The 13,026-nt window shown below is 37.9% G+C and carries 12 protein-coding genes and 3 riboswitches; of the genes, 2 read left to right on the top strand and 10 right to left on the bottom strand.

The window, feature by feature from the left end; all coding sequences use genetic code 11:
• Window positions 1–35: 35 nt before the first annotated feature.
• Window positions 36–214, bottom strand: a riboswitch (cobalamin riboswitch).
• A 370-nt stretch (window positions 215–584) separates the two neighbouring features.
• The 9 genes from MKY76_RS11870 to metE form a co-directional block, all read right to left on the bottom strand.
• Complete coding sequence (locus MKY76_RS11870; RefSeq protein ID WP_048392756.1) at window positions 585–866, bottom strand: hypothetical protein; 282 nt, start codon at window positions 864–866, stop codon at window positions 585–587.
• 9 nt (window positions 867–875) lie between these two features.
• Complete coding sequence (locus MKY76_RS11865; RefSeq protein ID WP_016991732.1) at window positions 876–1,262, bottom strand: hypothetical protein; 387 nt, start codon at window positions 1,260–1,262, stop codon at window positions 876–878.
• 12 nt (window positions 1,263–1,274) lie between these two features.
• Entirely contained in the window at window positions 1,275–1,640 is a 366-nt protein-coding gene (locus tag MKY76_RS11860; RefSeq protein ID WP_004229931.1) for a DUF2089 domain-containing protein, read from the bottom strand.
• A 188-nt stretch (window positions 1,641–1,828) separates the two neighbouring features.
• A complete protein-coding gene (locus MKY76_RS11855) occupies window positions 1,829–2,635 on the bottom strand; it encodes a dipeptide/oligopeptide/nickel ABC transporter ATP-binding protein (protein WP_319839174.1) in 807 nt (268 codons plus the stop codon).
• Between the two features lie 9 nt (window positions 2,636–2,644).
• On the bottom strand, window positions 2,645–3,415 hold the full coding sequence (locus tag MKY76_RS11850) for an ABC transporter ATP-binding protein (protein ID WP_269898459.1): 771 nt from the start codon (window positions 3,413–3,415) through the stop codon (window positions 2,645–2,647).
• 13 nt (window positions 3,416–3,428) lie between these two features.
• Window positions 3,429–4,238 (bottom strand): ABC transporter permease subunit, encoded by an 810-nt coding sequence (locus MKY76_RS11845; protein ID WP_227744871.1) that lies wholly within the window; start codon window positions 4,236–4,238, stop codon window positions 3,429–3,431.
• A 2-nt stretch (window positions 4,239–4,240) separates the two neighbouring features.
• Window positions 4,241–5,194 carry a nickel ABC transporter permease gene (gene nikB / locus MKY76_RS11840; RefSeq protein WP_115673607.1) on the bottom strand — a complete coding sequence of 318 codons (954 nt, stop codon included), beginning with the start codon at window positions 5,192–5,194 and terminating at the stop codon, window positions 4,241–4,243.
• A 71-nt stretch (window positions 5,195–5,265) separates the two neighbouring features.
• Window positions 5,266–6,882 (bottom strand): nickel ABC transporter substrate-binding protein, encoded by a 1,617-nt coding sequence (gene nikA, locus MKY76_RS11835; protein ID WP_066036744.1) that lies wholly within the window; start codon window positions 6,880–6,882, stop codon window positions 5,266–5,268.
• Window positions 6,883–7,030: 148 nt separating this feature from the next.
• Window positions 7,031–7,224: riboswitch (cobalamin riboswitch) on the bottom strand.
• 149 nt (window positions 7,225–7,373) lie between these two features.
• Window positions 7,374–9,671 (bottom strand): 5-methyltetrahydropteroyltriglutamate--homocysteine S-methyltransferase, encoded by a 2,298-nt coding sequence (gene metE / locus MKY76_RS11830; protein ID WP_342556579.1) that lies wholly within the window; start codon window positions 9,669–9,671, stop codon window positions 7,374–7,376.
• A 173-nt stretch (window positions 9,672–9,844) separates the two neighbouring features.
• Window positions 9,845–10,025: riboswitch (cobalamin riboswitch) on the bottom strand.
• Window positions 10,026–10,589: 564 nt separating this feature from the next.
• Between metE and MKY76_RS11825 the strand changes: the two genes are divergently transcribed.
• Window positions 10,590–12,071: an Lsa family ABC-F type ribosomal protection protein gene (locus tag MKY76_RS11825; RefSeq protein WP_342556578.1), complete on the top strand. Its 1,482-nt coding sequence runs from the start codon at window positions 10,590–10,592 to the stop codon at window positions 12,069–12,071.
• A 31-nt stretch (window positions 12,072–12,102) separates the two neighbouring features.
• On the opposite strand, the gene MKY76_RS11820 is transcribed toward MKY76_RS11825, so the two are convergent.
• Window positions 12,103–12,522 (bottom strand): hypothetical protein, encoded by a 420-nt coding sequence (locus tag MKY76_RS11820; protein ID WP_319839172.1) that lies wholly within the window; start codon window positions 12,520–12,522, stop codon window positions 12,103–12,105.
• Window positions 12,523–12,612: 90 nt separating this feature from the next.
• Here MKY76_RS11820 and MKY76_RS11815 point away from each other — a divergent pair, with 90 nt between their 5' ends.
• Window positions 12,613–13,023 (top strand): DUF3888 domain-containing protein, encoded by a 411-nt coding sequence (locus MKY76_RS11815; protein ID WP_227744873.1) that lies wholly within the window; start codon window positions 12,613–12,615, stop codon window positions 13,021–13,023.
• The last annotated feature ends 3 nt before the right edge of the window (window positions 13,024–13,026 follow it).

Raw genomic sequence — 13,026 nt, 5'->3', positions numbered from 1 at the left:
ACTGACGTTCCCATCTCTTAATCCCCGAAGAAATGATAAATTTGTTTTATAAAGGCAGGTCTCCTGGCTTTGCTTCATTCTCTGATTCCCTTCCCATGCAAATGCACAGTGGTTGCAATCATCGTCAGCTTCACAGTTGCGGGGACAGCGTCGGAATTGTACCGAACTTCCCTTTTAAACTACATGTAGTAGTACCTTTGTAAAACGAACACAATATATAGTTGTTGTTCAATAGTTTTAAGTGTACCATCCTTCAAATGAAAAGTAAATCAAGATTCTAAACTTCTTTATTTTTTGATTATTCAGTATTTTAAATTATGTAGTTCCAAATAGATTACCACTAATCACTTATACCCGAATTAAAAATCTATTTTAACGATGTACGTGATTTTCTACTAAAATGGATTTAGAATTCTGATTTGTAGTTTAAAGAAATCTTCTATTTTATGTACCATTGAAAAATAGTTGTCTCTATCGTAAGTCCTGAAATAATGATCATCTCTTACCCATTTCAAATGATGCTCATTACATTAATAAAGAGCATGCTTTTATCATAACATGCTCTTACCATTCTATCATTGGGATTATAGTCTAACCTTAACCTCAGTCCCGTCCTGAGCTTTGACATCGACTAGCACAAGTCCTTTATAATTTTGTAGTTCCTTGATAATCGGCTTTAACATTTCTTTGTCGATGAGGGGAAAGGTAAAGTCTATTTTCTTTTTATCGAAGTATGCCTTTGTCCACTTATTGGCTTGTTGCTGAATCCATTTAGAAGTTAAAATGGAGAGGACAATGGTTAGCACAGTATAGGGAACAGGGACGGTAAAGCGAACGTCTTTTGCTTTCACTTTTACATGCATCATTCGTCGCCTCTACTCAATGAAGACTGCAACGGAATCTCCGTTTGCTGATTTTATATCTACAATTTGTCCATCTAGTTCATTTTCAATCGCTTCAAGAAGAAGATTGATGTCGATATCTTTTACGTATTTTTCAGATTGCGGAATACTTGCAGCGATGCTGTGTCCTGCCATCAATACGGCTTTGACAAGTTTAATTGGTAAATTTACCGTGACATTATCATTTTCGGTGGATACAACACGGACCTTTAACGTTTTATCTAAATACTTTGTTTTTTCCACAAATTTATTCTCTGATTCTTCTTTCTGTTGTAGCACTTGAATCAGCTCTGATCCTTTATCCGCATCAATTTTGCCCTCTTGAATCATCGTTAACACTTTTGTAATTTCCTCTTTCATGGTCGTTCCTCCCTATTCATCTTTTAAGAGCTTTATGGCTTCATCTGTTGTGATTTCGCCATTTTCAAGCATGCTTACAATTTTTTTCTCATCTACTTCATTTTTCTTCTTTTGAGCATAGCCAAGGGATGAAATAATATCATTTAGCTTGCCTCGAACTGTTGGATACGAAACCCCCAGTTCCTTTTCAACCTCTTTAATATTTCCTCGGCAGGTTAAAAATACTTCCACAAAATGAAGCTGATCCTGTGATAAGGATGCTAGCTTCGACAATTCAAACTCATTTTCAATGGTCGTGTGACAATGAGAACACTGTAACTTCGTAATTTTTAATGTTTTACTGCAGACAGGACAATTTGTGATTACTTGATAAGCCATAGTGAACTCCTTCCTTTAAGTTAAGCTGATTATATAATAAAGAAATTAAAGATGTAAATAATAAAATTAATAATTTTAATTAAAAAATAAATAAAATTAATATCTTGATTAATTTTATTTATTTTTGTTTCTATATTGCTTTAAAAATTAAAAACGCCATTTTTAATTTCTCAAAATGGCGTTTCTGTTTAATTGGGTCTATCCTTCTTTTTTCTTTCCCGCGGGTGTGATGGCAAAATTGCATTGTATAACGCTTGTGAAGCGGGGTGCTGATATGTCCCACCCTTGCCTATCTCCTCCACTAGCTGACCATGCTGCATCACAAGGATGCGATCTGACATAAAACGTGTGGCCTGTAAATCATGTGAAATGAATAGATAAGCAAGCTGTAGCTCTTTTTGAAGTCTTTGCAGTAGCTCTATAATCGTCTTTTGCAAAATCATATCAAGACTACTAATGGCCTCATCTAAAACAATCAGTTTCGGCTTTAATGCAAGAGCTCTAGCAATGTTGACTCGTTGCTGCTGTCCCCCACTTAGCTGTGAGGGATAGTTTTGAGCCATTGCCCACTCTAACTCTACACAGTCTAGTAATTCCCTTACTTTCTGTTGTCGCTCTGCTTTGCTAAAATGCTCGAAATTCAAAAACGGTTCTTCGAGTATTTCGAAAATCGTCTGTTTTGGATTAAATGAATGATAACTATTTTGAAAAACAGCCTGTAAATTTCTTCGTATCATTTTTTTCTCTTTGCTGGGTGCTTCGTATAAATTGACACCTTGAAAGATCAGCTCTCCGTTTGTTGGTCGTTCAATCCCTAAAATAATGCGCCCTAATGTGCTTTTTCCAGAACCACTTTGACCGACGATGCCAAGACATTCTCCTTCCTGAAGTGAAAATGTCACATTCTCTAATACAGGGGCTTCCTGTCCTCGTTTGAATAGAAATGGTCTTTGCGCATAGTATTTCTCAATATTTTTTACTTCTAGTAGCGTCATTTTATCACCTCATAGCATTCTCGCTTGTAAAAGTTTCTTGGTATAGGGATGCTGAGGCGCATCAAAAAAATCAAAAACATTTGCTTGCTCAACGATTTCTCCTTGATACATCACAGCCACATCGTCCGCAAGCTCAGCAATGACACCTAAATCATGCGTGACAAGGAGTATGGTAGCATCTGTTTCTGAGCGAATTTGATTAAATAGTGTTAATACTTGTTTCTGATTGATGGTATCCAGAGCAGTCGTAGGCTCGTCTGCGATGTAGAGGGAGGCCTGTATCGCCATTGACAGAGCAATCATCACTCGCTGTAGCATGCCTCCACTTAACTGGAAAGGATAGTAGGACAAGAGCTGCTCTGGCTGAGGTAAATGAACTTTTTTCAAAGCATCAAGGGCGATCTGTCTCATTTCTTTTTTTGTAAGCTTAAAGTGTGCTTTTAATGTTTCTCGAAAATGACTTTCAATCGTTTGAATATGATCAAATGCAGCGGGTGGGTTTTGCAAAATCATCGAAAGATGTCTGCCACGATAAGCTCTCCATTTAGTAGCTGAAACGTTTAATAAATTTTCTTGCAGATAGAGTACTTCCCCTTGGCTGACATGGGCAAAGGACGGTAATGTTTGCATGATGGCATGGCAAAGCATAGACTTGCCACTGCCACTTTCCCCGATAATTCCTAGGACTCGCCCTTTATAAGCTGTCAGGTTGATAGAGGTTAATATATTTTTCTCCCCTATTTTGACTGTGAGGTCTATCACTTCTAAAACTTTCTCCATAACTTCCCCTTTCCTAGTCAAGCCTTTTTAAACGATTTGCTAATTGATTAAACAATAACACAACAAGGATGATGGCAAGTCCTGGATAAAGCATTAATTCAGGATGCTGTCTCATGTATTGCTTTCCTTCATTGATCATCATGCCCCATTCTGGAATCGGTGCCTGCACCCCAAGTCCGATAAAGGAAAAGCCTGCAATTTCTAAAATCACCTTCCCGATATCTAATGCGACAATCGTGACAATAGATGGCAATAGATTGGGTATATAATGGCGTCTAATTAATTGGATACCTGTAGTGCCCGTTATCCTAGCAGCTTGAACAAAGTCTTTCTCATTGATGCCAATAAACAAACCTCGGATCATTCTTGCATAATAAATAAGCTGTGTGAAAATGAGCGCTATTAAAACATTTTTTAAGCTAGGACCTAATATACCTAACAGCCCAAATGCAAGTACGAGTGTCGGAAAGGCTAATAAAATATCACATAATCGAATAAAAAGAAAATCAATTAATCCTCTTTTCAACGCTACAAAAGCACCCAGTAGGATAGCTAAAACAATAGCGACTAGCTGAATGATGAGCGCTGAACCTAAAGAATAACGAATACCTAAAAGAAGGCGTGACAAGATACACCTTCCTAAATGATCTGTACCTAATGGATAGTCCCAAGACGGGACTGAAAATTTCTTAGCAATATCGACAGCAAAAGGGTCGTGTGGCATTAAAATTGGCGCCAACAGTCCTAATAAGCCAGTAATGACAAGGAGGAATAGACTGATTAATCCTGTTAAGTTGCCACTTTTTGTTCGTACAAATTTCATTTTTAATCTCTCCTACCCTTCATCATTAGATGAGGGTCCAATAAACGATGCAATATATCTGTACATAAATTGGCAAGCACATAGATAACCGCAATAATTAACACATAGCATTGTACAACTGGATAATCCCTGTTCATAATGGATTCTATTAAGTACCTGCCGAGTCCGGGCCAGCTAAAAACCTGCTCCACAATCACGGCTCCACCTAAAAGATTGCCAAGGGTCATGCCTAGCAAGGAAGTCAAGGGAATAGCAGCATTTCGCAAAACATGACGGATAAGAATCACGGAGCTTTTTAATCCTCTTAGCCGTGCATATTGAACATATTGCTGCTGTAATTCTTCTAGGATGGTTGAACGGATAAGCTGAACGAATAATCCAATTGTTGGTAACGCCAGTGCGAAGGCGGGTAAAACTAAATGAGCAGGTGTGCCCTTCCCGTTTGTCGGAAAGAGTCCTAATTTTAAGCTAAATAAATAGAGTAATAGGAAACCTAACCAAAAGGCTGGAATCGACACACTCAATATGCTAAAGAATCGTATGATTTTATCGATGATGGTGTGCTTATACAATGCGCTTATTACTCCGAATGGAATACTTAGCCCTAAAATGAGGATAAACGCAGCAATAGCTAATTCAATGGTTGCGGGTAATTTCACGAATAGTTCATGTGCCACAGGTAATTTACTAACAAAAGATGTTCCAAAATCTAGCTGGATTATGCCCTTTCCCCATAGCAAATATTGAAGAAAAAACGACTTGTCCGTTCCCAGTTCCTCACGTAATGCCTGAATGGCTTCCTCTGTTGGCGCAACCCTTGCCAAACGTAGTATGACTTCAGCAGGCTCTACAGGAACAAAACGAATAAATACAAAGGTTAGGATGGAAACGCCTAATAAGACAAAGGGCAATGTTAAAATTCTTTTTAAACAAAAGATCCATGTTGATTCATACATGCTGTCACTTCCTACTCAATCCTATGATAAAGAGAGAGCTGTCTCTGCTAGACACACTCTCTCCTCCACTTTTATTTTTCTTTAGCCATTTGTGCATAAGGTATATCATATTCAGATGCACGTGGTGCAAAATCCTTTAGAGATGGTTGATAAATCACATTATTTGTTTCGTAAGAAATAGGGTAAAAGAGTGCCTGGTCATGAAACATCGTTAAAATATTCGTGTAAAGCTGCACGCGTTCCTGTTCATCTGTTCCTACTAATAATTGGTGAATTTTCGTATCGATTTCTTTGGCGTTTGCTAGGCCTAATTTCGCCTCGTACACACCACTAGCATTTGGTGTAGCTGATTCATTTGCAAAGCTATGTGGATCTGTAGGTGGTCCATTGGTACGCCAGAAATTAATATCCACCTGGTCATCCATCAATTTTTGAAGACCGACCATTACATCTGCCCCTTCTAAATTCAACTGAACGCCAATTTTTGCGAGTTCACCTTGCATTAATTCTGCCATTGGTTTTTGAATTGCATCGGATGCAATGTAAATCAAATCTAAAGACAACAGCTGTCCGTTTTTTGAACGAATTTTTTCACCCTTAGGTAATAACCACCCTGCCTCATCTAGCAATTGTTGGGCTTTTTCTGGATTGTATACAATAGGTGCTAAATCTATATTGGCATAAGGAATCGCATCCCAGAACAATGTGTTCGCTACTTTTTCCGTACCATGTGTAATACTGTCGACCATTTGTTCCTTATTAATAGCATATTGAATGGCTTGACGTACCTTTAGCTCAGATAATGGACCAGATTGTGTATTGAATAGCAGTGCTTTCGTAGATAAAGGCTCAGAGGTAGCAGTTTTGTATTTGCCACTGTCTTTTAAATACGTATAGTTATCTAAACTAATAATGCCACGCCCATAAATTAAATCTAATTCTTCGTTTTCAAATGCTAATGAAATAGATTCTGAGTCAGGAATAATTTTTACTTTTATTTGTTCAACTAGTGGTTTTTCTCCCCAATAGTTTTCATTGCGACTAAATAATGCATATTCGTCCTTTTTGTATTCAGTTAATACCCAAGGGCCTGTTCCAATCGGTGCTTTGATAGAATCTTGCGTCATATCATCCTTTGGGAATCCGTTATCCCCTAAAAAACGGAAAGGTCTGACGAAGGCAAGTTCGTTTAAGACTGGATAATAAGGCTCATCCAATTGCAGACGAATTGTAAAATCATCTACTTTTACAACCTCTTTCATGTGGTTAACCATGCCCATCCAAGAATGCATGTCTCGATTCGCTAAAACGGCGTCAAAGTTACGAATGACATTATCTGCATTAAATGCAGTGCCGTCTGAATATTTCACGTCTTTTCTTAGATGGAAAGTATACGAAGTTTTATCCTCAGAGATGTCCCAGCTTTCGGCGAGCTTAGGCGTAACAGTACCATCATCATTGTATTCCACCAAGGATTCATAAACCATTGCTTGGGCAGTCATTTGATTCGGTAAATATGTATGAGGATTCAATGGACCGACATCTAATGGCCAGCCAATCGTTATTATTTTTTCATCTGTTTGGTTTGCTGAGGTCTTTTCCTTTTCTTCATCCGTGCCTGTACAGCCAGCAAGTAAACTGAACGTCAGGACAAGCAGGAAAGGAAGTAAATACTTTGTCAATCTCATTTTCTGTCTCCTATCTCTATTCGTAGTACAAATACATCTACTTGTTGAAGAAGAGAAGGCATAAAAAAACCTTATTCTAAAAAAGAATAAGGACAGAAAAACCCACGATGAGCAAGTCTCCATCCATCTCCCTATCTTTCGTAGATCATCAATGAATCTTCTTACAAGCAGGCATTCTGGCTCATGAATCATCATTTTGTTTCACCTTCCCAAGTACTCACTCAGTGGTATTTGAAACAAAACTCCTCATTTACAGCTGCGGGACAGCATGGGATTTTCACCCATTTTCCTTTTAATTGAATGAAAGACGATTTCACTCAAACTTGTAATGATTGCTATGAAATTAGTAATAAACATAACATGCTCGCATGTTCACGTCAATTTTACTTTCTGAAGATAATATATATATATCGACGTAAGATAAAAAGACTAGGGATTTACCCTAGTCTTCGTTATTGGAGAGTAGATGTGGTAGATTAAAAATCATTTCGTTAGCTTGATGTAGATTGCTGTACAGCTTGACGCAACGTTTTAGTAGCAGCAACCATATTCGCTAAAGCTGCAACGGTTTCATCTTCTTTTCTCGTTTTTAAGCCACAATCTGGATTCACCCAGAATTGATAACGGTCCAGCACCTGTAGACTATCTTTCATAATAGCGAGCATTTCATCCTCGCTTGGTACACGAGGGCTATGAATATCATAGACGCCTAAGCCAATTCCTTTTTTATAGGGCTGCACTTGTAGTGAGGTAATAAGTTCCCCATGACTTCGTGATGTTTCTATGGAAATCACATCTGCATCTAGTGCGCTAATTGGTTCGATGAAATCATTAAACTCGCAGTAACACATATGTGTATGGATTTGTGTTTCATCTTTGACACTAGATGTCGCAAGCTTAAAGGAATTGACAGCCCACTCTAAGTAAGCCCCCCATTCCTCCTTTCTAAGCGGTAAACCTTCTCTTAACGCTGGCTCGTCCACTTGAATAATTGATATACCTGCGTTTTCTAGTGCTTCCACCTCTTTACGGAGTGCTAATGAAATTTGATAAGCGACATCTTTACGGGACAAATCATCTCGCACAAAGGACCAATTTAATATTGTTACTGGCCCTGTCAGCATGCCTTTTACAAATCGCTTCGTTAGGCTTTGGGCATAGGCGGATTCTTTTACGGTAATTGGTGAAGCCCATGCAACATCTCCATAAATGATCGGAGGCTTCACACAGCGTGATCCATATGAAACAACCCACGCTTTCTCTGTAAAGGCAAAGCCAGTCAGCTTTTCACCGAAATATTCGACCATATCTGTACGCTCAAATTCACCATGAACAAGTACATCGATATCTAATTCCTCTTGTATGGAGATCCAGCGCTTTGTTTCGTCTTCTAAAAATGTTTCATAGGCTTCATTCGATAATTGTTTCTTTCGCCACGCATTACGATTTCTTTTCACTTCATCTGATTGCGGGAAGCTACCGATTGTAGTTGTTGGAAACAGCGGTAATCCTAAGGCTTGTTGTTGGATCGTTTGTCGCTTCGTAAAATTACTGTGTCGTTCAAAATCTTGCTTTGTCACAGTTTGAACGGCTTGATGAATTAACTTATTTTGGCGGATTGGATGATTTTTTAGAGCCTCAATCGCCTTCATACTTTCTGAAAAATTATGTTGTAAGGAACCATCTTTATCTCGTCTATATTTAGTCAGCCCCGTGATTTCTACGATTTTCTCATCTGCGAAGGCCAGAGACTGCTTTAAAACAGGGTCAAGTTCATTTTCAAGAGAGGTTGTGATTGGAACGTGCTGTAGGTTACTTGATGGTTGAATCCATAGTTCAGCAGCATGACTTAGCTGTTCAATGGCTTGAATTGTCGCATTGACCTCCGCCAGGTTTGAACGCCAAATATCACGGCCATTCACAACCCCTATTCCTAATACTTTATCCTGCGGGAAACCAAATTGACGAAGTGACGCCATATTTCCTTTATAGCCATGAACAAAGTCCAAACCGAATCCTTGAACAGGCAATGTACTTAATGCTTCATAGGCACTTAAAGCTTCGAAATAAGTCTGTAGCATTATTTTAGCCTCAGGAACGGCAGTGGCTAACTGGTCATACATTTCTTTCACCAGCTTTATCTCTGCTGGATCAAGTGTTAAGACGAGGGATGGCTCTTCTAGCTGAATCCAAGTGGCACCTGCATCCACTAATTCTTTTAATACCTGCGTATAGAGTGGTAATAAAGCTAATAAGTACTCAACCTGTGTTAATTTGTTGTAGCCTTTCGTTAACTTATAAAATGTATAGGGACCAATTAGTGTCGGCTTCGCAATGATACCGAAAGTTTCCTTCGCCTCTAAAAAGTCGGCTAACACTTTATTTTCTGTTAGTTGTAAGGCTTGTCCCTCATACTCTGGAACAATGTAGTGATAATTTGTATTAAACCATTTTGTCATTTCACTAGCTACGGCTGTTTTGTCTCCTCTTGCTACACTGAAGTAGGTATGAAAATCGACTTTACCACCTTGCCAGTTAAAGCGCTTTGGAACTAAACCAAACATCAAAGCTGTATCTAACATTCTATCGTAAAACGTAAAGTCGCCAACTGTCACCATATCGATTCCAAGTTGCAGCTGCTTGTTTATTCTTGATAAACGGATTTTCTTTAATTTTTCCTCAAAGTCCTCCTCAGAAAGTTCATTGCGCCAAAATGCTTCTAGTGCTTTTTTCCATTCGCGTTCCTCTCCTATATAGGGATAACCGATCAATGTACTTGTATAGTTCATGTTTTTAAGCTCCTTTTTTAGAAAAAATAAAAAGCCATTCTCCTATTAGGAAAATGGCTGCATGTTAAAATTAATAATGCTAAAACAATACGAAAAAGTATCTACTTTCGCATAAACGTTATCGCACAGTGCCTATTTGGTCACTTTTCACCACCTATTTCCACGTAGGTATTTGGTGTGTACTAGAAATTGGCAGGTCTCCTGGCTTTCCATCAACACGCCTCACAGCCTTCCCAGTTTCCCCAGTGGCATTTGTGATTTGCTCCGAATTACAGTTGCGGGACAGCGTCGGATTTGCACCGACTTCCCTTTTAAGCCAAACTTTCATTTGGCACCAAGTCTTACACAATATTCAATTATGCTCCTACTATAGCACATATTTCAGAATAGTAGAAATTATTTTTCAACTATTATATAAATTATTTCTATAAATATTATAGGAATTATTGTATAGTACTAAATGAAAATAAGGTTACATTGTATTCTGTAAAAAAATTTGTTACTATAAAAAGACAATTATGAGAGGACTGATGAATGGACAATGAAGAACTAAACTATATTTTTATTTGAATTGAATGATTTCAAACACAAAATATAGGGTTAGTCTATCCATTTTTAACTATCAGTTTGCATTTTATTTGTCATGACACAAATGGCAAATCGCATTAATTCAGAGAAAGACTAATCCTTCCAATGCACAATTGGAGGGATTTTTTCTTGCTTTCATAGTTGATTTTGTACCTTTCATTTACCCATAAAGGAGAGGAAAAATATGAGCGATTCAGAAACTATTGTAACGCATGTAACACTCCGTATAAGTCGTTAATATCCATCTGCTTATACGGAGAAATGAACCATAGATGGATAGACCGACTTTGTATGAAAAGTAAACTGTTGCAATACAAAGGAGGAATTATCATGTCCATGATACAAGTACAAAACCTAACTTTTTCTTATCCAAGCAGCTTTGACAATATTTTTGAGAATGTCAACTTTCAAATCGATACGGATTGGAAACTTGGATTTATCGGTAGAAACGGACGAGGTAAAACAACATTCTTTCAGTTGTTATTAGGAAATTATGAGTATAGCGGAAAAATCATCTCTTCTGTAGACTTCACTTATTTCCCCTATCCAGTTTCTGATCCAAATAAATATACCCATGAAATATTTGAGGAAATTTGTCCTCAGGCAGAAGATTGGGAATGTCTACGTGAAATAGCTTACCTACATGTAGATGCGGAGGTCATGTATCGTCCTTTTAAAACATTATCCAATGGCGAACAAACAAAGGTGCTGCTTGCTGCGTTGTTTTTGACAGAGGGTCAATTTTTATTAATTGATGAACCAACCAATCACCTAGACACGGATGCAAGAAAGACGGTTTCCGATTATCTTCGCAGGAAAAAAGGATTTATTTTAATTTCACATGACAGAAGCTTTTTAGATGGCTGTGTTGACCATATCCTATCGATTAATAGAGCCAATATTGACGTTCAAAGTGGAAATTATTCTTCTTGGAAGTTAAATTTTGATCGTCAGCAGGAACACGAAGAAGTAACCAATCAACGACTGCAAAAAGATATCGACCGATTAAAACAATCCTCAAAGCGTTCGTCAGGTTGGTCTAATCAAGTGGAAGCCTCCAAAAACGGCACAACCAATTCAGGTTCCAAACTGGACAAAGGCTTTGTTGGACATAAAGCAGCCAAGATGATGAAACGAGCGAAGAACCTGGAATCCAGACAACAAAGAGCTATTGAGGAAAAATCAAAACTGCTAAAAAATGTTGAAAAAACCGAGTCATTGAAAGTAGAGCCATTGGCATATCCATCAAAAGAAATGGTTGTTGTCACGGATGTATCGATTCGGTACGATGACCATATCGTGAATAAGCCTATTAGCTTCAAAGTGGCACAAGGGGATCGAGTTGTTTTAGATGGCAAAAATGGAAGCGGAAAAAGTAGTATGTTAAAACTTATTCTAGGTAAGCCCATCCAACATACAGGCTCGATAAAGTTAGCTTCAGGTCTAGTCATTTCCTATGTTCAGCAGGATACATCCCATTTAAAGGGATTGCTATCGGAATTTATTGAAGAGCATGGTATTGATGAGACGTTATTTAAATCAATCCTGCGCAAGATGGATTTTGAGCGTATTCAATTTGAGAAGGATATCTCTCATTATTCTGGTGGGCAAAAGAAAAAGCTGCTGATTGCTAAAAGCTTGTGTGAGAAGGCTCATTTATATATTTGGGATGAACCACTCAATTTTATTGATATCTATTCACGCATGCAGATTGAAGAGCTCATAAAAAGCTCTCATCTCACAATGGTGATTGTTGAGCATGATCAGGCATTTCAACAAACTGTTGCCATGAAAACGATAGCGATGTCATAAAGAGAAGAATCCATTTATGGATTCTTCCTTTTTAATGATATTGAAACCAATGGATCCATTTAGAATTTGTCTCTTTTACGATATATAGCTCACCTAGTGATGCACTTTGCGCTGGCAGTAATCTTGGAAACCTTAATCGAACAAACCAGGAGTGATTAGCCACATTTTCTCCACAGAAGTTCACCGCCATTTTATAGTAATTCTCCTCCATGCCAGTTAATATGGGCATGGGCTTTATCACCTCAATTTGCCACTCCTGATAATCAGGGCTTGAGCCATATACTTTTGGAATGATGTCAGCTAATGCTTGACTAAGCTCGTCTTTGTCTTTCTCCGTTGTTTTCATCAATACATCTGGATTTGGACATTTTAATCCTTCAGGTTCTGATCCCGAAGTAGCTGTTGGAAATAACAAAAGCATACATAAAAAGGGCATTATTATTTTTTCCATTGTTCAACTCCCTTTCTTTAAAAATGCTCGATAATTTGCTGTGATTGGTGCACTCTATAAAGTATCATCCTGCAGAAAGGTCACTATTCCATGAAAAAATTTGCTTATGTTTTAATGTTTATCTTCACTATGTTCATTCTGCCATGTAAGATTTATGCGCAAAGTGAACAAGCTGATGAGCAACTAATCAGGGACACATTCATTACAATCCTTAATCCATTTATTGAAAAGGAAATTGATCATTACTATGGCTATCCTAAGCAGTATGGCTTGTATGATGTGAAAATTTTAAAAATTGTCAAAGAAAGTCAGTTTAGCTTTAAAGTTAGCGTGGAAGTTACGACCTTTGAGCATGCGCATTCCCCACCCTACAGTAAGGAAATCATTACGTTTGAAGTCAGTCCAACTGGTGTCATCACACTTCGCTATATACATGAGGCAGATGATGTAGAAAAGGCAATAAACGCATTCTATAGGGCAACACTGTTAGATATACAGTAGAGT

Source organism: Lysinibacillus sp. FSL P4-0201, assembly GCF_038593425.1.
Classification (GTDB): domain Bacteria; phylum Bacillota; class Bacilli; order Bacillales_A; family Planococcaceae; genus Lysinibacillus; species Lysinibacillus capsici.
The sequence above is the reverse complement of the archived record's forward strand: the minus strand, read 5'-3'. Positions and strand labels throughout refer to the sequence as shown.

What these genes read in the sequence shown, in the direction of transcription:
- MKY76_RS11870 (WP_048392756.1), bottom strand. Translation starts at nt 866, where the DNA reads ATGATGCATGTAAAAGTGAAAGCAAAAGACGTTCGCTTTACCGTCCCT.
- MKY76_RS11865 (WP_016991732.1), bottom strand. Translation starts at nt 1,262, where the DNA reads ATGAAAGAGGAAATTACAAAAGTGTTAACGATGATTCAAGAGGGCAAA.
- MKY76_RS11860 (WP_004229931.1), bottom strand. Translation starts at nt 1,640, where the DNA reads ATGGCTTATCAAGTAATCACAAATTGTCCTGTCTGCAGTAAAACATTA.
- MKY76_RS11855 (WP_319839174.1), bottom strand. Translation starts at nt 2,635, where the DNA reads ATGACGCTACTAGAAGTAAAAAATATTGAGAAATACTATGCGCAAAGA.
- MKY76_RS11850 (WP_269898459.1), bottom strand. Translation starts at nt 3,415, where the DNA reads ATGGAGAAAGTTTTAGAAGTGATAGACCTCACAGTCAAAATAGGGGAG.
- MKY76_RS11845 (WP_227744871.1), bottom strand. Translation starts at nt 4,238, where the DNA reads ATGAAATTTGTACGAACAAAAAGTGGCAACTTAACAGGATTAATCAGT.
- nikB (WP_115673607.1), bottom strand. Translation starts at nt 5,194, where the DNA reads ATGTATGAATCAACATGGATCTTTTGTTTAAAAAGAATTTTAACATTG.
- nikA (WP_066036744.1), bottom strand. Translation starts at nt 6,882, where the DNA reads ATGAGATTGACAAAGTATTTACTTCCTTTCCTGCTTGTCCTGACGTTC.
- metE (WP_342556579.1), bottom strand. Translation starts at nt 9,671, where the DNA reads ATGAACTATACAAGTACATTGATCGGTTATCCCTATATAGGAGAGGAA.
- MKY76_RS11825 (WP_342556578.1), top strand. Translation starts at nt 10,590, where the DNA reads ATGTCCATGATACAAGTACAAAACCTAACTTTTTCTTATCCAAGCAGC.
- MKY76_RS11820 (WP_319839172.1), bottom strand. Translation starts at nt 12,522, where the DNA reads ATGGAAAAAATAATAATGCCCTTTTTATGTATGCTTTTGTTATTTCCA.
- MKY76_RS11815 (WP_227744873.1), top strand. Translation starts at nt 12,613, where the DNA reads ATGAAAAAATTTGCTTATGTTTTAATGTTTATCTTCACTATGTTCATT.